The sequence below is a fragment of the Hydrogenophaga sp. genome, from assembly GCF_022844385.1.
Taxonomy (GTDB): Bacteria; Pseudomonadota; Gammaproteobacteria; order Burkholderiales; family Burkholderiaceae_C; genus Hydrogenophaga.
In genome coordinates this window covers 14,803-34,484 of the sequence record NZ_JALHLX010000014.1, presented here as the reverse complement: position 1 = coordinate 34,484, position 19,682 = coordinate 14,803, and the positions used below count along the sequence as shown (strand labels likewise).

General features: G+C 65.5%; 17 protein-coding genes and 1 pseudogene. 6 read left to right on the top strand and 12 right to left on the bottom strand.

The annotated features are described in order from the left end of the window. Positions 1 to 25 precede the first annotated feature (25 nt). Positions 26 to 1,177: a JmjC domain-containing protein gene (locus Q0C59_RS04845; RefSeq protein WP_291212466.1), complete on the bottom strand. Its 1,152-nt coding sequence runs from the start codon at positions 1,175 to 1,177 to the stop codon at positions 26 to 28. 14 nt (positions 1,178 to 1,191) lie between these two features. Here Q0C59_RS04845 and Q0C59_RS04840 point away from each other — a divergent pair, with 14 nt between their 5' ends. Continuing rightward, on the top strand, positions 1,192 to 1,743 hold the full coding sequence (locus Q0C59_RS04840; protein WP_291212462.1) for a peptidylprolyl isomerase: 552 nt from the start codon (positions 1,192 to 1,194) through the stop codon (positions 1,741 to 1,743). 6 nt (positions 1,744 to 1,749) lie between these two features. Here the strand turns inward: Q0C59_RS04840 and dut are convergent, their stop codons facing one another. The 7 genes from dut to xseB all read right to left on the bottom strand — a co-directional run bounded on the left by dut (position 1,750) and on the right by xseB (position 9,140). Continuing rightward, complete coding sequence (gene dut / locus Q0C59_RS04835; protein WP_291212459.1) at positions 1,750 to 2,199, bottom strand: dUTP diphosphatase; 450 nt, start codon at positions 2,197 to 2,199, stop codon at positions 1,750 to 1,752. A gap of 20 nt (positions 2,200 to 2,219) precedes the next feature. Continuing rightward, a complete protein-coding gene (locus Q0C59_RS04830) occupies positions 2,220 to 4,013 on the bottom strand; it encodes a TRAP transporter large permease subunit (protein ID WP_291212457.1) in 1,794 nt (597 codons plus the stop codon). After that, positions 4,010 to 4,612 (bottom strand): TRAP transporter small permease subunit, encoded by a 603-nt coding sequence (locus tag Q0C59_RS04825; RefSeq protein ID WP_291212454.1) that lies wholly within the window; start codon positions 4,610 to 4,612, stop codon positions 4,010 to 4,012. The genes Q0C59_RS04830 and Q0C59_RS04825 overlap by 4 nt, the downstream gene beginning before the upstream one ends. Before the next feature lie 159 nt (positions 4,613 to 4,771). Further along, the gene (locus tag Q0C59_RS04820) at positions 4,772 to 5,851 is read right to left on the bottom strand and encodes a TRAP transporter substrate-binding protein (RefSeq protein WP_291212451.1); all 1,080 of its coding nucleotides are present in this window, start codon (positions 5,849 to 5,851) and stop codon (positions 4,772 to 4,774) included. Positions 5,852 to 6,024: 173 nt separating this feature from the next. Next, positions 6,025 to 7,920 carry a 1-deoxy-D-xylulose-5-phosphate synthase gene (gene dxs / locus Q0C59_RS04815; RefSeq protein ID WP_291212449.1) on the bottom strand — a complete coding sequence of 632 codons (1,896 nt, stop codon included), beginning with the start codon at positions 7,918 to 7,920 and terminating at the stop codon, positions 6,025 to 6,027. 48 nt (positions 7,921 to 7,968) lie between these two features. Further along, the gene (locus Q0C59_RS04810; protein ID WP_291212446.1) at positions 7,969 to 8,880 is read right to left on the bottom strand and encodes a polyprenyl synthetase family protein; all 912 of its coding nucleotides are present in this window, start codon (positions 8,878 to 8,880) and stop codon (positions 7,969 to 7,971) included. Beyond that, complete coding sequence (gene xseB / locus Q0C59_RS04805) at positions 8,877 to 9,140, bottom strand: exodeoxyribonuclease VII small subunit (RefSeq protein WP_291212443.1); 264 nt, start codon at positions 9,138 to 9,140, stop codon at positions 8,877 to 8,879. The genes Q0C59_RS04810 and xseB overlap by 4 nt, the downstream gene beginning before the upstream one ends. Positions 9,141 to 9,360: 220 nt before the next feature. Between xseB and Q0C59_RS04800 the strand changes: the two genes are divergently transcribed. From Q0C59_RS04800 to Q0C59_RS19685, 5 genes and pseudogenes are all read left to right on the top strand, one after another. Then, a complete protein-coding gene (locus tag Q0C59_RS04800) occupies positions 9,361 to 10,506 on the top strand; it encodes an aromatic ring-hydroxylating dioxygenase subunit alpha (protein WP_291212440.1) in 1,146 nt (381 codons plus the stop codon). A gap of 3 nt (positions 10,507 to 10,509) precedes the next feature. Then, the gene (locus tag Q0C59_RS04795) at positions 10,510 to 11,400 is read left to right on the top strand and encodes a DMT family transporter (RefSeq protein WP_291212437.1); all 891 of its coding nucleotides are present in this window, start codon (positions 10,510 to 10,512) and stop codon (positions 11,398 to 11,400) included. A 30-nt stretch (positions 11,401 to 11,430) separates the two neighbouring features. Next, entirely contained in the window at positions 11,431 to 12,288 is an 858-nt protein-coding gene (locus Q0C59_RS04790; RefSeq protein ID WP_291212435.1) for a sulfurtransferase, read from the top strand. A 39-nt stretch (positions 12,289 to 12,327) separates the two neighbouring features. After that, positions 12,328 to 13,257, top strand: a pseudogene (locus tag Q0C59_RS19690) (PAS domain S-box protein); the annotation flags it as partial. 24 nt (positions 13,258 to 13,281) lie between these two features. Then, on the top strand, positions 13,282 to 14,883 hold the full coding sequence (locus Q0C59_RS19685) for an ATP-binding protein (protein ID WP_370654240.1): 1,602 nt from the start codon (positions 13,282 to 13,284) through the stop codon (positions 14,881 to 14,883). Between the two features lie 3 nt (positions 14,884 to 14,886). On the opposite strand, the gene Q0C59_RS04780 is transcribed toward Q0C59_RS19685, so the two are convergent. From Q0C59_RS04780 to polA, 4 genes are all read right to left on the bottom strand, one after another. Next, complete coding sequence (locus tag Q0C59_RS04780) at positions 14,887 to 15,684, bottom strand: ZIP family metal transporter (protein ID WP_291212430.1); 798 nt, start codon at positions 15,682 to 15,684, stop codon at positions 14,887 to 14,889. Positions 15,685 to 15,754: 70 nt separating this feature from the next. After that, positions 15,755 to 16,654, bottom strand: coding sequence for a dienelactone hydrolase family protein (locus Q0C59_RS04775; RefSeq protein WP_291212427.1), 900 nt, complete (start codon positions 16,652 to 16,654; stop codon positions 15,755 to 15,757). Between the two features lie 47 nt (positions 16,655 to 16,701). Beyond that, positions 16,702 to 17,895: a serine hydrolase gene (locus Q0C59_RS04770; RefSeq protein ID WP_291212425.1), complete on the bottom strand. Its 1,194-nt coding sequence runs from the start codon at positions 17,893 to 17,895 to the stop codon at positions 16,702 to 16,704. Next, positions 17,892 to 19,682: DNA polymerase I (polA, locus tag Q0C59_RS04765; RefSeq protein WP_291212423.1), on the bottom strand; the 1,791-nt coding region annotated here is incomplete at its 5' end. The genes polA and Q0C59_RS04770, both read right to left, overlap by 4 nt.

Genomic DNA, 19,682 nt, shown 5'->3' with positions numbered 1-19,682 from the left:
AACAATCAACAAACCTCGGGCCGCCTCACACGAGGTGCAGCCATCCGGCCTCGAACCAATCCTGCAGCAAAGCCTGGGCGCCTTCGCTGGCGCGCTGCACCTGGCGTGCATCCAACGCACGCTCATCGGCGAGGCGCTGCATCAGGCGGGCATCGGCGCCGCCGGCGCGAAAACTCTCACCATTGATGAACACATGACGTGGGTCGTACATCATGCGGGTGCGACGGTCCAGCCGCACGGCGCCCGCCACCCAGTGGCCCTGTGCCTCGTCAAAAAAGATGCGCGGCTTGGGCTCGGTCATCACCTCGCCCAGAGCGCAGGCGAGCGATTGCCGCTCGGCGAGCAGACGCTGCAGGGCGTCCACCGCGAACGCTTCCAGCCCTTCGGGCATCGCGCCCGGGTGGGCCGTGGCGGCTTGGGTCGGGTCGCGGTACAGCGTTTCGTCGTCGAGCTCGTCAGCCATGCGCTGCAGCAGCTCGCCAGCCAGCCCGCCGCGCTGTGGCGCGCGAAAGCCGATGGAGTAGGTCATGCAGTCCTCGCCCAGCGCATCACCGTCGTGCGCCCAGCGCGGCGGCAGGTAGAGCATGTCGCCGGCTTCCAGCACATGCTCTTCCTCGGGCTCGAAGTTCTGCAGGATCTTCAGCGGCACATCGGGCTGCAGCGTCAGGTCTTTCTGCCGACCGATGCGCCAGCGGCGCTGTCCACTGGCCTGCAGCAGGAAGACGTCGTAGCTGTCGAAGTGCGGCCCCACGCCACCGCCTTCGCTGGCCCACGAGATCATCAGGTCGTCCAGCCGCGCATCGGGCACAAAACGGAAGCGCTTCAGCAGTTCGTGCACCGCGTCGTCATGCTGGTCCACGCCCTGCACCAGCAGCGTCCAGCCCGACTGCTTGAATGGCGGCAACGCGCTGCGCTTGAACGGTCCCTGTTTGAGCGCCCAACCCCGTGGCTTGCGCACGATCAGGCGCGACTCGACGGTTTCCTGGCTGGCCAGATCGAACAACGCCGAACGGCTCAGGATGGGTCGGAAGCCGGGAATGGCCTGGCGGATCAGCAAGGGGTTTTTTTGCCAGTGGCGGCGCATGAACTGCGCTGGTGACAAGCCGCCCAACAGGTTCAGAGGGATTTGCGTGGCGGCGGCCGTGGCCGGCGGCCCGAAGGTTTCAGGTTTGAACATGGGACAATTGTCGGATGAAAATCACCCAACAATGCGTCGTGGCGCTCACCTGGACCCTGAAGGACACGCTGGGCGAGAGTCTCGATGTGCTCGAAGAACCCGTGGAATTTCTCGTGGGCGGCAGTGACCTGCTGGCCAAGATCGAAGAAGGTCTGCTCAACCACTCGGTGGGGGACACGATCGAGCTGCACCTGGAGCCGGTCGATGGCTTCGGAGACTACGACGACACGCTGCTTTTTCTGGAGCCGCGCCACCTGTTCCCCGACGAGCTTGAAGAAGGCATGGGCTTTGAAGGCCTGCCCGCCGGCTGCAACCCCGCTGCACCCCGCGACCGCCTGTACTTTGTGAGCGACATCTACCCCGAGCACGTGGTGCTCGACGGCAACCACCCGCTGGCGGGCATTGCGCTGCGCATCTCGATGAAGGTGCACGCGGTGCGCGAAGCAACCGAAGCCGAGGTGGGCAAGGGCTCGATGGGCACCGGCTTCTTCCGCATGCAGGTGGACGAGCCCGACGAATTGCAAGGCCCGGGCATCACGCCGCCCGGTCCAAGAACATTGCACTAGGCCGCTTCAGCCCCGGCCGGTGGATCCGTAGCCACCCGCGCCGCGCTCGCTCGCGGCTTCGAAGTCGTCCACCACATTGAACTGCGCCTGCACCACGGGCACGATCACCATTTGCGCGATGCGCTCCATGGGCTCGATGGTGAAGGGCACACCACTGCGGTTCCAGGCGCTCACCATGAGCTGGCCTTGGTAATCGCTGTCGATCAGGCCCACCAGGTTGCCCAGCACGATGCCGTGTTTGTGGCCCAGCCCCGAGCGCGGCAGGATCATGGCTGCAAAGCCCGGGTCGGCCAGGTGGATGGCCAGCCCGGTGGGTACGAGTTGCCAGGCGTTGGGCGCCAGGGTCAGTGGCACGTCCAGGCAGGCACGCAAGTCCAGCCCCGCACTGCCACCGGTGGCGTACGCGGGCAACTGATCCGCCATGCGCGGATCCAGCACCTTCACATCGATGCGCATTCGGCAAACTCCAGCCAGGGTCATTCGGTCTTCTTGAGCGCTTCTTCCATCGCCTTCATGGGGTCCGGCTCGGCGTCTTCGGCTGCAGCAGGCTCGGGCGCAGGATCACCTTCAGCCGCCGGCTCGGCGCCGGGCTCCTCGGTGACTTCAGGCTCTTCTTCTTCGAGCCCAGGCATGTTGCGCAGCATGTCGGTGACTGTGGCGTCGTCGACCTTCACCGCCGCGTCCAGGCTGCCGGTGACGATGCCCGGATTGAGCACGATCACGGTCACCATGATCAATTGCAGCACGATAAAGGCGATCGAACCCTTGTAGATCTGCGCTGTGGTCACCGCCTTGATGCGCTTGCCCGTGACCACGTCGTCGTAGTCGTTGCGGGCAGCCACGCTGCGCAGGTAGAACAGCGCAAACCCGAACGGTGGTGTCAGGAACGAGGTCTGCAGGTTCATGGCCAGGATGATGCCGAACCAGATCAGGTCGATGTCCAGCTTGGTGGCCACCGGCACCAGCAGCGGCACCACGATGAAGGCGATCTCGAAGAAGTCGATGAACATGCCCAGAACAAACACCAGCAGGTTCACCACCAGCAGGAAGCCCAACTGGCCACCCGGCAATTTGTCGAACAGGTGCTCAACCCAGATGTGGCCATCGGCTGCGTTGAAGGTGAAGCTGAAGACGGTGGAGCCGATCAGGATGAACATCACGAAGATGGCCAGCTTGGTCGTGTTTTCCAGCGCCTGCTGGAGCAGCTTGAACGACAGTGTGCGCCGTGCGGCCGCCATGATCAGTGCGCCCAACGCTCCCATGGCGCCACCTTCGGTGGGCGTGGCCACACCCAGGAAGATCGTACCCAGCACGAGGAAGATCAGCACCAGGGGCGGGATCAGCACAAAGGTGACGCGCTCGGTCAGGCGCGAAAGCAGCCCCAGGTTGAACAAACGGTTGATCAGCGCCAGACCAAGGGCCAGAAAGGCCGAGATGGTCATGGACAGAATGAAGATCTCGTCGCCGGGTGCCGGTAACTCGCGGCCCAGCCAAGGGTTCATCACCGACTCGTGCACCTGCGACCAGCCGAAGCCTGCAAAGCCACAGAGCAGCAACAACGCGATCAGCGACTTGTGCCCGCTGGACCCGTTGGGCTGCGAGTAGATGCGTGCCTCGGGCGGCAGGGCTGGCACCCATGCCGGCTTGACCAACGCCACCGCCATGATGAACAGCAGGTACAGGCCCACCAGCATCAGGCCGGGCACCAAGGCACCGGCATACATGTCGCCCACCGAGCGGCCCAGCTGGTCGGCCAGCACGATCAGCACCAGCGAAGGCGGCAAGGCTTGCGCCAGCGTGCCCGACGCGGTGATGGTGCCGGTGGCGATGGTTCGGTTGTAGCCGTAGCGCAGCATGATGGGCATGGCGATCAGGCCCATGGAAATCACGGACGCTGCCACCACACCGGTGGTGGCGGCCAGCAGCGCACCGACCAACACCACCGCGATGCCCACGCCACCGCGAATCGGACCGAAGACCTGGCCCACGGTCTCCAGCAGGTCCTCGGCCATGCGGCTGCGCTCCAGGATGATGCCCATGAGCGTGAAGAACGGAATGGCCAGCAGGGTGTCGTTCTGCATGATGCCGAACACCCTCAACGGCAGCGCCTGGAACAGGTTGGAGGGAAACAACTCCAGCTCCATGCCGATGAAGCCGAAGAACAGCCCCGTGGCGGCCAGAGAGAACGCCACCGGAAAACCCGCCAGCAGAAAAATCAGGAGGCCCGCGAACATGACGGGCACAAAGTTCTGGGTCAACAGCTCGATCATGTTGCGGCTCCTGCGCGGCGCGCTTTTTCGTCGGCGGCGATCTGTTCGGCCAGCAACTCGGCTTCGGAAGGCCCGGAGTGGCTGAGCACGTCTGGGCCGTTCCCCGTGAGAAAGGCAAAGCGCTTGATGAGCTCGGAAATGCCCTGGACGAAGAGCAGCGTGAAGCCCAGGGGAATCAGGCCATAGACAGGCCAGCGAATCAGGCCACCCGAGTTGGACGACATCTCGCCCGAAGTCCATGCGCGCTCAAACAATGGCCAGCCCAGCGTGGCCATCATGTAGCACATGGGGAACAGGAAGATGATGATGCCGGCCACGTCGATCCAGTTGCGCGTGCGCGGGCTGAACTTGCCGGAGATGAAGTCGATGCGGACATGGGCGTTGCGCAGAAAGGCGTAGCCACCGCCCAGCATGAAAACCGCGGCGAAGAGGTACCACTGGATTTCGAGCAGGCCGTTGGAGCTGACGTTGAACACCTTGCGCACGATGGCGTTGCCCGCACTGATGAAGGTGGCGGCCAGGATCAGCCACATGGCTGACTTGCCGATCAGGTCACCGAGCGCGTCGATGAGGCGTGAGATTTTGAGCAGGAACAGCATGGAAATTCCCAGGGTGGTTGGGAGTGACGAACAAAGCCGTCGAGTCTAGCAAGCGAAGCGCGCCATGCCTGAACGGGCGCTGACGGCCGCCTCGTGGCGATGGAGGTCCGAGCAAAAAACCCCGCCTGGGCGGGGCTTTTTGTCGGACGTGCTCGCCGATTACAGCTTGGCCGCTTGCATGTAGCGGTCGAACTGGGCTTCGGTGAAACGGAACCAGAGGTTCTGGTCCTTGCGGAAAGCCGCGTAGTCGGTGTAGATCTTCTTCCACTTCGCGTTCTTGCTGCTGATGTCCGCATAGAGCGCCATGGAGTTTTTGAACGCCGCGTCCATCACAGCCTTGGGGAAGGGCAGCACCTTGGTACCCGAGGCCACGAGCTGCTTCAGTGCGCCGGGGTTCAGGGCGTCGTACTTGGCCTGCATCGTGGTGTGGGCAATGGCCGCCGCACATTCCACAATGGCCTTGTTCTCGGGCGACAGGGCAGCGTAGGCCTTGTTGTTGACGTACAGCGAGAGCTGTGGGCCACCTTCCCACCAGCCGGGGTAGTAGTAGAACGGTGCCACCTTGTTGAAACCGAGCTTCTGGTCGTCATACGGTCCGACCCATTCGGTGGCGTCGATGGTGCCCTTTTCCAGCGCCTGGTAAATCTCGCCACCGGGGATGTTTTGCGGAACAGCACCCATGGTGGTGAGCACCTTGCCGGCAAAACCGCCGACGCGCATCTTCAGGCCTTTCATGTCGTTGAGCGTCTTGATTTCCTTGCGGTACCAGCCGCCCATTTGGGCACCGGTGTTGCCCATCGGGAAGTTCACGATGTTGTAGCCCTCGTAGAACTCACGGAACAGCTTCATGCCGTTGCCTTCGTACATCCACGCGGTCATCTGGCGGCTGTTGAGGCCGAAGGGAACGGCGCAGTCCAGTGCGAAGGTGTCGTCCTTGCCGAAGAAGTAGTACGGCGCGGTGTGCGCGCATTCCACGGTACCTTCCTGCACACCGTCCACCACACCGAAGGCGGGCATGAGTTCGCCGCCCGGGTGCACCGAGATCGAAAACTTGCCACCGGACATTTCACCGACCTTCTTGGCAAAAACGTCTGCCGCACCGTAGATGGTGTCGAGCGCCTTGGGGAAACTCGAGGCCAGACGCCAGCGAATGGCGGCCTGGGCATGCACTGCGGGTGCAGCGCCGGCTGCCAGCACGCCGGCAATGCCTGCGTGCTTGATGAGTGAACGACGATCCATGTTGTTTGACTCCGTGGTTGGTATGGATACACCCAACCCGCCATGGCGGGCTGGAGACTGGGTCAGTCAACCGGAATTGTAGGAACCCCCCCCTCTCAGGAGTCGGGGGTTTTCCCTCGAAAAACGGCCCCTCGCCAGGACCATTCAGCCTCGTGCAAGCTTTGTTGGAATGCTCAGCCAACCACCTTGAGACCCGGTGTTGCGTGCAGCAGCGATTCGAATCGCGCGCGGATGGAAGCTTCGATGCCGGCAGCGTCCAGGCCCAGCGCAGCGAGCAGCTTCGCGGGATCACCATGCTCGGAGAACTCGTCGGGCAAACCGAGCGTGAGCACCGGCACCTGCAGGCCCTCGGCCTGCAACGCCTCCATCACAGCGCTTCCCGCGCCGCCGGGAATGCAACCTTCTTCCACCGTGACCAGCGCGTCGTGCGTGCGGGCGAGTTCACGCAGCAGGACAATGTCCAGCGGCTTGGCCCAGCGCATGTTGGCCACGCTGGCGCCCAGCTTCACGGCCGCCGCCAGCGCAGGGTGCAGCAAGGTGCCGAAGGCCAGGATGGCCACGCCCTTGCCCTGGCGACGCAGCTCGCCCTTGCCGAACGGCAGCCCGTCCAGGCTGGCTGGAATGGTCGCGCCCACACCGGCTCCGCGCGGGTACCGCACGGCCACCGGCTGGTTCTGTGCGTGCGCAGTGGAGAGCAACTGGCGGCACTCGGCCTCATCGGCCGGACACGCAATCGCCATGTTCGGAATGCAGCGCAGGTAGGCGATGTCGTAGGCACCGGCGTGGGTGGCGCCGTCGGCCCCCACCAGACCAGCGCGGTCCAGCGCGAACACCATGGGCAGGTTCTGCAGGGCCACGTCGTGGATGAGCTGGTCGTAGCCGCGCTGCAGAAACGTGGAGTAAATCGCCACCACCGGCTTGAGGCCTTCGCAGGCCAGGCCGGCGGCAAAGGTCACGGCGTGTTGCTCTGCAATGCCCACGTCGAAGTAGCGCTTGGGGAAGCGGCGCTCGAATTCGACCATGCCCGAGCCTTCGCGCATGGCGGGCGTGATGCCCACCAGGCGCTCGTCGGCCGCTGCCATGTCGCACAGCCACTGGCCAAACACCTGGGTGAAGGTGGTCTTGGGCACAGCGGTGGACTTCACGATGCCCACCGCAGGATCGAAGGTGCCCGGGCCGTGGTACGCAATCGGATCGTTCTCGGCCAGCTTGTAGCCCTGGCCTTTCTTGGTCACCACGTGCAGGAACTGCGGCCCACTGTCGGTCTCCAGCAGGTGGCGGATGTTCTCCAGCGTGGGGATCAGCGAGTTCAGGTCGTGACCGTCGATGGGGCCGATGTAGTTGAAGCCGAACTTCTCGAACAGCGTGGCGGGCACCACCATGCCCTTGGCCTGCTCTTCGAGCCGCTTGGCCAGTTCGAACAAGGGCGGCGCGCCCTTGAGCACCGTCTTGCCCACATTTTTCGCTGCAGCGTAGAACTGCCCGCTCATGAGCTGGGCGAGGTAGCGGTTGAGCGCTCCCACCGGCGGTGAGATCGACATGTCGTTGTCGTTGAGCACCACCAGAAGGCGGCCCTCGGCCACGCCAGCGTTGTTGAGCGCTTCAAAGGCCATGCCGGCGGTCATGGCACCGTCACCGATGATGGCCACGGCATTGCGGTGCTCGCCTTTGATGCGGGCGCCCATGGCCATGCCGAGCGCCGCCGAGATGCTGGTGGACGAATGGGCCGTTCCGAAAGTGTCGAACTCGCTCTCCGAGCGGCGCGGGAAACCACTGATGCCACCGAGCTGGCGCAACGTGTTCATGCGGTCGCGCCGGCCGGTCAGGATCTTGTGCGGGTAGGTCTGGTGGCCCACGTCCCACACGAGGCGGTCTTCGGGGGTGTTGAACACGTAGTGCAGCGCCAGGGTGAGCTCGACGGTGCCGAGGTTGGAGCTGAGGTGGCCACCGGTGCGCGCCACGCTCTGCAACAGGTAGGTGCGCAGTTCGTCGGCCAGCGGCAGCAGTTGCGCGCGGCTCAGGCGGCGCACATCGGCCGGTGACTCGATGGAAGACAGCAGGGAACTCATGGGCAGGTGGGTTCGGGTCATGAATGAATGAACGGGTCCCGGTGGACCTCAGGAGGCTCGACGGCCGACCCAGTCGGCCAGCGCGTGCAAGGTGTCGGACCGCTCGATGCCGCTGCGACGCAAGGCCTCGTGGGCCTGGTCGAGCACGCGGTCGGCATAGGTCTGCGCGGACGCCAGCCCCATCAGGGAAACAAAAGTGGGCTTGTCGGCGGCCGCGTCCTTGCCGGCGGTTTTGCCCAGCGTAGCCGAATCGGCTGTCACGTCAAGGATGTCGTCCACCACCTGGAAGGCCAGGCCCACGCAAGCGCCGTACTCGACCAGCCGAGCCTCGGTGTCCAGCGACACCCGCACTGTTGCCGCGCCCATCATGACGCTGGCCTGAAGCAAGGCGCCGGTCTTGTGGCGGTGCATCAACTCCAGCGCAGGCTGGTCCAGGGCAACGCCCACGCTGGCCAGATCGATCGCCTGGCCACCGGCCATGCCGCCCGCACCGGCCGCCAGGGCCAGCAGCCGGCACAGCCGCGCGGACATGGCAGGCTCAACGCTGCCGTCATCGGGCACCAGCAATTCAAACGCGAGCGCCTGCAGCGCGTCGCCTGCGAGCAGGGCCTGCGCTTCACCAAACTGCACATGCACGGTGGGCTTGCCGCGGCGCAACACGTCGTTGTCCATGCAGGGCATGTCGTCGTGCACCAGGGAATAGGCATGGATCAGTTCCACCGCGCAGGCAGCACGCATCGCGGCTGCGGCGTGGCCGCCCACGGCCTCGCAGGTGGCCAGCGCCAGCAAGGGGCGCAGGCGTTTGCCCCCGTCGAGCACGGCGTAGCGCATGGCATCGCCCAGACCGGCGGGCGCGTTCGCCGGGACCCAGCTGGAGAGCGCGCGCTCGACTGCGGCTTGCTGCGCTTCGCGCCACGAGGCGAACGCTGACAGCGTTTCGGGAGCCAGCGTCTGTGTCATGGCTGGTCCCAGGATTTGAGCTCGCCGCCCTCAAGGACCTTGATCTGGTTCTCCACCGCTTCAAGCCGGGCGCGGCAGAACGCCAGCAGCTCGGCGCCTCGCTGGTAGCGCGTGAGCAGCTGGTCGAGCGGCAGTTGGCCGGCATCGAGTTGGGACACGAGTTGTTCCAGCTCGTCGAGCGCGGCCTCGTAGCTGGCAGCAACGGGCTGTGCGTCGGCGGAGGATGGGGAAGTCTTGGCGGTACGGGGCACGGTGGGCATGGGTTCGTTCACGTGGTTCATTCTAAAGTGGGCACGCTTTTGCATACCGGCGCTGGCGAGCGGGTACTGCCCCGGGGGGTAGAATTCGCCCCTTTTCATCACTGACGGGCTTCCAACGCCCGGAGGGACGCACCACTCCACCCATCCCGCGCGAATTCGTCTCACGAGCACAGCGCTTACCCTGCCCCTTCATAGGGGGAGTCTCTAGGTCAGGACCACGATGTCTGATTTAAGTCTTCAACTGCAGCAGGCCGCAAGCCAACTTCAGGTTTCCAGTTACTTCGACGAAGCGCTGTTCCAGCGCGAAAAGGAAGTCCTCTTCCAGCGCGGGCCCCGGTATGTGGGGCACCAACTTGCCGTCCCCAATGTGGGGGACTACCACGCCCTTCCGCAAGAGGCCGGCGGGCGCGCCTTGGTGCGCACCGCCAAGGGGGTGGAGCTCGTCTCCAACGTCTGCCGGCACCGCCAGGCCATCATCCTCAAAGACCGCGGCAACCTGCAGGAAACGCGCAGCGGCAGCGCGGGCGGCAACATCGTGTGCCCCCTGCACCGCTGGACCTACAGCGGCGTCCAGGGCGGCCAGGCCGGCCAGCTGCTGGGCGCGCCACACTTCGAGAAGGATCCTTGCCTCAACCTCAACAACTACCCGCTGCGCGAGTGGAACGGCTTGCTGTTTGAAGACAACGGCCGAGACGTGGCCGTCGACCTGGCGAACATGGGCCCGCGCGCTGCACTTGATTTCGACGGCATGGTGCTGGACCACGTAGAACTGCACGAGTGCAACTACAACTGGAAGACCTTCATCGAGGTCTACCTGGAGGACTACCACGTGGCGCCCTTCCACCCGGGCCTCGGCGGCTTCGTCACCTGCGAAGACCTGCGCTGGGAATTCAAGCCCGAGTACTCGGTGCAAACCGTGGGCCCGGCCAACCTGCTCGGCAAGGCCGGCAGCCCGGTCTACCAGCGCTGGCACGAGCAGCTCATGCAGTACCGCCAAGGCCAGATGCCCGAGCACGGTGCGATCTGGCTGACCTACTACCCCCACATCATGGTGGAGTGGTACCCGCACGTGCTGACGGTCTCCACCCTGCACCCGGTGAGCGTGGACAAGACCATCAACATGGTCGAGTTCTACTACCCCGAGGAGATCGCGGCTTTCGAGCGTGATTTCGTCAAGGCCCAGCGCGCGGCTTACATGGAGACCTGCCTGGAAGACGACGAGATCGCCGAGCGCATGGACGCGGGTCGCAAGGCGCTGCTGGCGCGCGGTGACAACGAAGTCGGCCCCTACCAGAGCCCGATGGAAGACGGCATGCAACATTTCCACGAGTGGTACCGGGCGAAGATGAGCTTGGCAGAAAGCTGAGCAGTGCAAGCCCTGTGGATGGTGCTCGCGTCGCTGTTTTTTGCCACCATGGGGGTGTGCATCAAGTTTGCGTCGACCCACTTCAACAGCTTCGAGATCGTCTTCTACCGCGGCCTGGTGGGCGTGGTGTTCCTGATAGGTCTCACGCGGGCGAAAGGCGTCTCGCTGCGCACCAGCCTGCCCATGATGCATGTGTGGCGCAGCGTGGTGGGTGTGACGGCGCTGACCGCCTGGTTTTATTCCATCGCCATCCTGCCCCTGGCCACGGCCATGACGCTGAATTACATGAGCAGCGTGTGGATCGCGGCCTTCCTGCTGGGCGGTGCGATGCTGGTGCAGGGCCGCAACGCGCCCATCCTTCAGCAGGCGCCTCTGTTCCTGGCCGTGCTGGCCGGCTTTGGCGGCGTGGCCATGATGCTCCGACCCACCCTCGGCGAAGGACAGGCAGTGGGTGCGCTGGTGGGCCTGATGTCGGGCATCTTCTCGGCCTTCGCCTACCTGCAGGTGGCCGCACTGGCACGGGCCGGCGAGCCCGAAAGCCGCACGGTGTTTTACTTCTCCGTCGGTGCGGTGTTTGCCGGGGCCCTGGGCATGTTGTTTGTCGGCGCGAGCGACTGGCGTTGGCCCAGTGCCCTGTGGCTGCTGCCCATCGGGCTGCTGGCGGTGTTCGGGCAGCTCTGCATGACGCGCGCCTACTCCAGCGGCGCCACCATGGTGGTGGCCAACCTGCAGTACTCCGGCATCGTCTTCGCTGCGCTCTTCAGCCTCACCATCTTTGGCGACCAGTTGCCCCTGATCGGCTGGCTGGGCATGGGGCTGATCATCGTCAGCGGCATCACCGCCACCATGCTGCGTGCCCGCGCGGTGCCGAACGCACCCGCCGAGGACCACTGACGCCCGGCGGACCTCAAGCACAATGGGCGCATGTTCACCACCCTGATCTCCGCCCGCGAACTGCAGCAACGCCTCTCCAGCGGTGCACCGCTGCGCGTGTTCGACTGCAGCTTCGAACTCATGAACCCCGACGCCGGCGCAGCGCAATACAGCGAGGAGCACTTGCCCGGCTCGGTGTATGTGCACCTGGACCAGCACCTCAGCGACAAGACCGGCGCCGATCGCGCAAGCGGGGGAAGACATCCGCTGCCCTCGCGCGAAACCTTTGCCCGAACCCTCGCTGCGCTGGGCGTGTCCGACGGCATGCAGGTGGTGGTGCTTGATCGACAGGGCGCCAACTACTGCGGGCGCCTGTGGTGGATGCTCAAGTGGTGCGGCTTTGAGGCCGTGGCGGTGCTTGACGGCGGTCTGGCCGCCTGGAAAGCGGCGGGTGGCGCGGTGGAAAGCGGCCCTTCTCCGGTTCCCGAGGCCGGTCGCTTCACCCTGCAACCGTCGACCGCGCCGACCGCGTCGACCAGCAGCCTCCTGCAGGGCATGGGCCGGCCCGCACAGACCGTGATCGACGCACGCGCTGCGGCACGCTTCCGCGGTGAGGTCGAGCCGCTGGACCCGGTGGCGGGCCACATCCCGGGGGCGCTGAACCGGCCGTTTGCCGAGAACATCGGCCCCGACGGCCTCTTCAAACCTGCAGCCCGATTGCGCGCCGAGTTTGAACACCTGCTCGCCGGGCGTGACCCCGCCAGCGTGGTGCACCACTGCGGCAGCGGCGTCAGCGCCATACCCAACCTGCTGGCCATGGAAGTGGCTGGCCTGGGGCGCACAGCGCTCTACCCCGGCAGTTGGAGCGAGTGGTGCAACACGCCCCATGCGCCCTGCGCCGTTGGCTGACGGTCTCCTGCCCCTGCGCCCACTGCCCTCCCGCCATTCATGCAGCCGCACGACGACGACGCCTTCAATGTCCTGGGAGACCGGGATCGCACCAAAGCGCTGAGGCTGACGTCGCTGGTGATCGGCTGCACGGGCCTGCTGGTGCTGCTGCTGGAACTGGTGCTCGCGGCACCCGGCGAGCACGAGGCCTGGGTCGCCGGGGGACTGACGGTGATGGCCTGGGTGTGCTACGGCCTCACGCGTGTCGGTCGCACGAGGTACGTGGCTCATGTCATCGTGGCCGCTGTGCTGGGCGCGGCCATCTTCTCCGCACTCACCTACGGCTCGGTGCGCACCGCCGTGGGCTTCCTGTTCATGGGCTCGGTGGTGGGCGCCGGCATCTTTCTGGGGCGCACGGCGCTGATCGTCACCACAGTGGCGAGCATCGGTTCGCTGGGTGCGCTCACCTGGGCCGAAGCCGCAGGCCTGCTCACACCCAGGCCCGATTTTTCTGTGAGCTTGCGCGTGTGGATCACCCACTCGGCCACCGTGCTGTTGTGCGCCCTCACCGTCCACCACAGCCGCTTGAGGACCAACCGGGCGCTGCAGTTGCAGGCGCAGGAGTTCGAGCGCCGCAAAGCCACCGAGCAGGAACGGGACCGCAACCTGGAGCGCTTTGCGCGCATCTTCCGAACCAGCCCCAGTCCCATGATCGCCCAGTCGGCCCGCACCGGCTCCATCCTCGATGTGAACCCGGCGTTTGAACGCAGCTACGGCTACACGCGCGACCAGGTGCTGGGCCGCCAGGAGCATTTCTTGTGGGCCGACCCCACGCAGCGCGAGGCCTATCTGCAGCAGTTGTACTCACTGCGCCACATGGACCAGTTCGCCTGCCAGGGACGGCGTGCGGACGGTCAGACCTTCAATGCCCTCATCTCCAGCGAGATGGGGACCGACCGTGAAGACAAGCTGATCATCACGACCATCACCGATGTGAGCGTGCAGGCCGATGCCATGGACCGCCTCAGGCGCTCTGAAGAACGTTTTGCCAAAGCTTTCAACTTCAGTCCACTGAACCTCACCATCACCCGGCTGGCCGACGGCAGCTTCCTGGAAATCAACAAGGCGCAGGACCGGGCGCAAGGCATGCGGCCCGACGAGTTGATCGGCAAGACCACGGTAGAGGCTGGTGCGTGGCTCACGCCGGCCGACCGGGAGCAGTTTGTGGCCCAGCTGCTGCGTGACGGCCGCATCGACAACTACGACACCCGCATGCGTCACAAGGACGGCAGCCTGGTGGCCACGCGCCTGTGGGCCGAGCTGATCGAAATCGACGGTGAACCCTGCATCCTGTCCTGCACCGTGAACATCTCCGCCGAAAAACGGCGCGAGTCCCTGTTGCTCAACGTGGCCAAAGGCGTGGCGGCAGAAACCGGCGAGGCGTTCTTCACCGCACTCACCCGCCACCTGTCCGAGGCCATTGAGTGCGACCTGGTGGTGATCGGCGAGTGCACGGACCCCGATGTGGTGCAGGTCTTGTCCATCTGGAAAGACGCCGTGCCCATGCCCACCTTCAGCTTCGACACGCTCAACACGCCCTGTGCCGAGACGCTCAGGCAAAAAGAGGCCTTTGTTTGCGCGCAAGGTTTGCCGCAGGGCTTTCCCAACGCCCGGGGCATCAACCGGGAGGGCTTCCAGGCCTACCTCGGGCAGGTCCTTCGCGACGCCGATGGCACGCCCATCGGCATCCTGTTTGCCATGTGGCGCAAACCCCTGGCCCTGAGCGAGGACCTGCAGGCCCTGGTATCCATCTTCGCCAGCCGCGCCAACGCAGAACTGGTGCGCCTTCAGCGCGACCGCGAGATCCAGCGCCTGACGGAAACCCTGGAGCAGCGGGTGCGCGAGCGCACCGCCGACCTGCAAAAGCTCAACGCCGAGCTCGATTCCTTTGCCTACACCGTCTCGCACGATCTCAAATCGCCGCTGCGCGCCATCGACGGCTTCACCCGCCTGCTGGACGAACAGCTGGGAGAGCGCTTGAGCCAGGACGAGCGCGAGATGTTCGACCGGGTGCTGTCCTCCACCACAAGGATGGGGTCCCTCATCTCGGCGCTGCTGGCGCTGGCCCGGGTGAGCCAGGCTTCGCTGGAACGCCAGACGGTTGACCTGAGCCAGCTGGTGCAAGGCATCCTGGCTGAAGAGCAGGGCCGCCAGCCCGGGCGGCAGATCCAGTGTCTGGTGGCCGAAGGCCTGCAGGCCGAATGCGACCCCCAACTCACCCGCATTGCACTGGAGAACCTGTTGGGCAATGCCTTGAAGTACAGCCGCGACCGGCCAGAGACCGTGATCGAATTCGGCCAGAGCGCGGCAGAGGATGGTCAGACCATCCGGTACTTCGTGCGGGACAACGGCGTCGGCTTCAACATGGCCTACGCGGCCAAGCTGTTCCAGCCCTTCCAGCGCCTGCACATGGCCAACGAGTTCGAAGGCACCGGCATCGGCCTGGCCACGGTGCGCCGCATCGTCGAGCGCCACGGCGGCACCATCACGGCCTGCAGCGCGCCCGGTGAAGGCGCCACCTTCAGCTTCACGCTGGGCGACGCACCCAGCGCATGAAGATCAATGGGCCAGGCTGCTCACGAGCGTGACCAGCGCAATGCCCGCCATCAACCAGGCCACCTGGGCCACCGTGTCCCGAAAGCCCAGCTTTTTCTGCAACTGCGGGATCAGGTCGGCGAGGGCCACATAGACAAAGCTGCTGGACGCCGCCACCAGGAAGAACGGCAGGTAATCCTGCAACTGGGTCACCAGGAAATAGCCCACCACACCACCGAGCGCGGTGACTGTGCCGGCGAGCGACACCTTGATGAGCGCGGCGCGCGAAGTGCCGGAGGTGGCCCGCAGCACCACGAGGTCGCCGATGTGGTGCGGCACCTCGTGCGCGAGCACCGCCAGCGAGGTGATCACGCCCAGCCGCATGTCGGCGAGGAAGGCCGATGCGATCAGGATGCCGTCGCCAAACGCATGCACGCTGTCGCCGGCCAGCACGGCCCAGCCGCCCGAGCGCGGGCCATGCTCGTGGTGCGCATGACCGTGCCCGTGGTGGTGGGCTTGGTCCCCATGACCCACTGGCCCGTTGTTGTGCTCGTGCCCGTGGTGCCACAGCTCGGCCTTGTCGAGCAAGAAGAAGAACACCAGCCCGCCCAGCAGCATGGCAAACAGCTCGTGTGCACCGGCCTCGCTCTCGAAGGCTTCGGGCAGCAGGTGCATGAAGGCCGTGGCCATGAGCGCGCCCGCCGCCATGCTGAGCATGTGCTGCGTGAAGCGCGCCAACATGGCAAAGGCCATCAGCGCGGCGAGCCACACACTGCCCACACCGGCTGCAACAGTACCCACCAGGATTGCCAACAAAGTCATGTTGCTCTTTTCAGTTCACCACAAAAAAGGCCGCTCTTCAGCGGCCTTGGGTTCCCCGGGACGGTGCGGCTCAGGCCACACCGTGCTGCTTGAACCACGCCAGTGCACGGTTCCAGCCGTCTTCGGCCGGCTCCTTGCGGAAGCTCGGACGGTAGTCGGCGTGGAAGGCGTGGGGTGCCTCGGGGTAGACCACAAAAGTCGATGCCTTGGCGGCCGGACTGCCCACCGCCAGAGCGGCCTTCATCTTATCAACCGTGTCAAGCGGGATGCCGGTATCGGCGCCGCCATAGAGGCCCAGCACCGGGCCCTTGAGTTGGGCCGCCACATCCACCGGGTGTTTGGGGTTCAGCGGCGAGGCATCGCCCACCAGCCGGCCGTACCAGGCCACGCCGGCCTTCACCGCCGGGTTGTGGGCCGCGTACAGCCAGGTCTGGCGCCCACCCCAGCAGAAGCCGGTCACGCCCACCTTGGACGCATCGCCACCGTTGGCCGAGGCCCATTTCACCGCGGCGTCCAGGTCGGCCATCACCTGCGCGTCGGGCACCTTGGACACCACCTCGGCGATCAGCTTGGCCATCTCGCCGTAGCTCTGCGCATCGCCCTGGCGCACAAACAGCTCGGGCGCGATCGCCATGTAGCCAGCCTTGGCGAAACGGCGCGCGGTGTCGGCGATGTACTCGTGCACGCCGAAGATTTCGGACAGCACCAGCACCACCGGCAAACCGGTCTTGCCGGCAGGCGCGGCACGGTAGGCCGGCATCTTGTAGCCGTTGACATCGATCATCACCTCGCCCACGGTGAGGCCGTCGGAAGAGGTCTTGATCGCCGTCTGCGCCATCAGGGGCGCAGCGGCAGCGGCGTAACCCACACCCAGCGCTGCCTTGAGGGCCGTGCGGCGGGTGGCGCCGTGTTCGTTCGACTGACCGGGCAGCAAGGCCGAGAGGTCCTGGGTGAAGTTGTCGTTGAGCATGTTGTGTCTCCTGGTCGGGTGGTCGGCCTGCAAGTCTGACATGGGTGCTAAATCCGCGCGGCAGCGTCAAACATGTCGTGCAGTTCGTGCTCCCACGGACCCTGCTGATCCACCGCCGTCTGCACAAGCACCGTGCGGGTGGGCAGGTCGATCAGCACACGCTGTCCGTGGTGGCCGTGCATGGCAGGTCGTGAACCATCGGCGCGCGCATGCCAGAACAAGGCCTTGTAGCCCTGGGTCAGGCGGGCCCGGCCATGCAGCACCGGCGCATCCCCCTCGCTCCACGCGGTGCACTCGTTGATCCAGGCCTCGCTGACGATGACCCGGCCGTCGGGACCACGACCGCGTTGCGCCACCAGCTGGCCCAGCCGTCCCCAGTCGCGCAGTCGCGCCGCGAAACCAATGCTGTTGAACTCGGCCCCGCGCGCATCGGTGAGCCAGGTGGCCGGCGCCTCGGCACCCAGGGGTTGCCACAGCGCCTGCTCGGCAAAAGCCGACAGCGAGCCCCCGGTGACACGGCGCATCACCATGCCCAGCGTCAACGGAGCCAGCTCGTTGTAGTTGAAGCGCATGCCGGCGGATTCGCTGCGCCGGTTCCAGCCGCTGACCGTGCGTGCGATGTCGGGGTCTCTGCCCAGCAACGCTCCCGGGTAAAGAACCGCGTTGTCGCGCGCGTGCACCACGTCGGCACCGCTGCACATGTTGGCCAGGTGGCGCAGCGAAGTCTCTCCGTGCAGGGTGCCGGCGAGTTCGGGCACGTAGCGCGCAGCCATGTCGTCGAACGAAGCGATGAGCCCGCGGTCCAGGCAGATGCCCAGCAACAGCGAAGTGACGCTCTTGGCCATGGACCAGCTCTGCAGGCGCATGGCCGGCTGGCGCCCGAAGCGGTAGCGCTCTAGCAGGATGTTGTTGTCCCGCGCGATCAGCAAGCCGGTCACAGGCCACTGCGCCAGGTAGGCGTCGGGCGTCTTCTGGAACAGGCCCGAGCGGTAGCGGAAATCGTTCACCGGCGTGTCGTTCCAGGCGGCCCCCCGGGCGCCGGCGCGAATCACGTGATGGCGCATCGTGCGCTCGTGACCACCCGAGTAATTGCCCACACGGAATTCGGGCTGGCGCTCGAAACTGGAGCGGCTCTCGGGGTAGCCCCGCAGCGCACCCCACTTGTCGTCGGTCTGTGCCCAGGCCGGCAGGCTGGCCGCAGCCAGGCCGGCGCACACCAATGCGCGGCGCTGCAGCTTCAATGGGCTTTGTCCCAGTTGGGTCCAACGCCCACTTCCGCGAGCAAAGGCACCTTGAGCTCGGCCACGCCGGCCATGAGGCGCGGGATCTCGGCCTTGAGCCAGTCCACCTCGGCCTCGGGCACTTCAAACACCAGTTCGTCATGCACCTGCATGACCATCTTCGTGCCGCGCTGCTGCTCGTCCAGCGCCTTCTGCACCGCCACCATGCTGAGCTTGATGAGGTCGGCCGCCGTGCCCTGCATGGGCGCGTTGATGGCGGCGCGCTCGGCACCGCTGCGGCGCGGGCCGTTCGGACTGTTGATCTCGGGCAGGTACAGGCGCCGGCCGAACACGGTTTCCACATAGCCCCGGGCCTTGGCCTGGGCACGCGTGTCGTCCATGTACCGCTTGACGCCAGCGAAGCGTTCGAAGTAGCGCGTGATGTAGTTCTTGGCCGCGGTGTTGTCGATGGCCAGCGCCTTCGCCAGGCCAAAGGCGCTCATGCCGTAGATCAGGCCGAAGTTGATCACCTTGGCGTAGCGGCGCTGCTCGCTGCTCACCTGCGCCGCGTCCACACCAAACACCTCGGCCGCGGTGGCGCGGTGCACGTCGATGCCTTCGTGGAAGGCGCGCAAGAGTGCTTCGTCGCCACTGATGTGGGCCATGATGCGCAGCTCGATCTGCGAGTAGTCGGCGCTTGCAATCACGTGGCCGGCCGGGGCCACAAAGGCCTCGCGCACGCGCCTGCCTTCGGGCGTGCGGATGGGAATGTTCTGCAGGTTGGGGTCGTTGCTGGACAGGCGCCCGGTCACCGCCACGGCCTGGGCGTAGTGGGTGTGCACCCGGCCAGTCCTGGGATGGGCCAGTTGCGCGAGCTTGTCGGTGTAGGTGCCCTTGAGCTTGGAGAGGCCCCGGTGCTCCAGGATCCTGGCGGGCAACGGGTAGTCCTCGGCCAGCTTTTCCAGCACCTCTTCGTCGGTGCTGCGTGCGCCGGTGGCCGTTTTCTTGATCACGGGCAGGCCGAGCTTGTCGAAGAAGATTTCACCCAGTTGTTTGGGACTGCTCAGGTTGAACGGCTGGCCTGCGATCTCGTACGCCTCCTGCTCCAGCGCGTGGATGCGTGAACCGAGTTCATGGCTTTGTTTGGCGAGTGTGGGCGCGTCGATCAGCACACCGTTGCGCTCGATGCGGTAGAGCGCTTCGCTGCTGGCGATCTCGAGCTCGTAGATGAAACGCAATTTGTCATCGGCCTGCAGTTGCGGCCACAGCACGCGGTGCACATCCAGCGTCTGGTCGCTGTCCTCGCACGAGTACTCCGCCGCCTTGCCCACATCCACCTGCGCAAACGGAATCTGGTGCGCGCCCTTGCCGCACAGGTCTTCGTAGTTGATGCCCTGGCGACCCAGGTGGCGCAGCGCCAGGCTGGCCAGGCCATGCGGCTTGTGCACTTCGAGCACATAGCTCTGCAGCATGGTGTCGTGCACATAGCCCTGCACCTCGATGCCGTGGTTGGCGAACACGTGACGGTCGTACTTCACGTGCTGGCCGAGCTTGGCGTGTTTCGGGTCTTCCAGCCAGGGCTTGAGTCTGGCGAGCACCTCGTCAAACGGCAGCTGCACGGGCGCGTCGGGCCCGCTGTGGCGCAGCGGGATGTAGGCCGCTTCGCCCGGTGTCACGCTGAAGCTGATGCCCACGATTTCGGCGCGCATCTCGTCGAGCGAGGTGGTCTCGGTGTCCACGGCCACGAGGTCGGCGGCCTGCACGCGCTGGAGCCACTCGTCAAACGCGGCCCAGGTGAGGATGGTGTC

Excerpts from the sequence above, each read along its gene's own strand:
- Q0C59_RS04845 (WP_291212466.1), bottom strand. The coding sequence starts at position 1,177 with ATGTTCAAACCTGAAACCTTCGGGCCGCCGGCCACGGCCGCCGCCACG.
- Q0C59_RS04840 (WP_291212462.1), top strand. The coding sequence starts at position 1,192 with ATGAAAATCACCCAACAATGCGTCGTGGCGCTCACCTGGACCCTGAAG.
- dut (WP_291212459.1), bottom strand. The coding sequence starts at position 2,199 with ATGCGCATCGATGTGAAGGTGCTGGATCCGCGCATGGCGGATCAGTTG.
- Q0C59_RS04830 (WP_291212457.1), bottom strand. The coding sequence starts at position 4,013 with ATGATCGAGCTGTTGACCCAGAACTTTGTGCCCGTCATGTTCGCGGGC.
- Q0C59_RS04825 (WP_291212454.1), bottom strand. The coding sequence starts at position 4,612 with ATGCTGTTCCTGCTCAAAATCTCACGCCTCATCGACGCGCTCGGTGAC.
- Q0C59_RS04820 (WP_291212451.1), bottom strand. The coding sequence starts at position 5,851 with ATGGATCGTCGTTCACTCATCAAGCACGCAGGCATTGCCGGCGTGCTG.
- dxs (WP_291212449.1), bottom strand. The coding sequence starts at position 7,920 with ATGAGTTCCCTGCTGTCTTCCATCGAGTCACCGGCCGATGTGCGCCGC.
- Q0C59_RS04810 (WP_291212446.1), bottom strand. The coding sequence starts at position 8,880 with ATGACACAGACGCTGGCTCCCGAAACGCTGTCAGCGTTCGCCTCGTGG.
- xseB (WP_291212443.1), bottom strand. The coding sequence starts at position 9,140 with ATGCCCACCGTGCCCCGTACCGCCAAGACTTCCCCATCCTCCGCCGAC.
- Q0C59_RS04800 (WP_291212440.1), top strand. The coding sequence starts at position 9,361 with ATGTCTGATTTAAGTCTTCAACTGCAGCAGGCCGCAAGCCAACTTCAG.
- Q0C59_RS04790 (WP_291212435.1), top strand. The coding sequence starts at position 11,431 with ATGTTCACCACCCTGATCTCCGCCCGCGAACTGCAGCAACGCCTCTCC.
- Q0C59_RS19685 (WP_370654240.1), top strand. The coding sequence starts at position 13,282 with ATGGACCGCCTCAGGCGCTCTGAAGAACGTTTTGCCAAAGCTTTCAAC.
- Q0C59_RS04780 (WP_291212430.1), bottom strand. The coding sequence starts at position 15,684 with ATGACTTTGTTGGCAATCCTGGTGGGTACTGTTGCAGCCGGTGTGGGC.
- Q0C59_RS04775 (WP_291212427.1), bottom strand. The coding sequence starts at position 16,654 with ATGCTCAACGACAACTTCACCCAGGACCTCTCGGCCTTGCTGCCCGGT.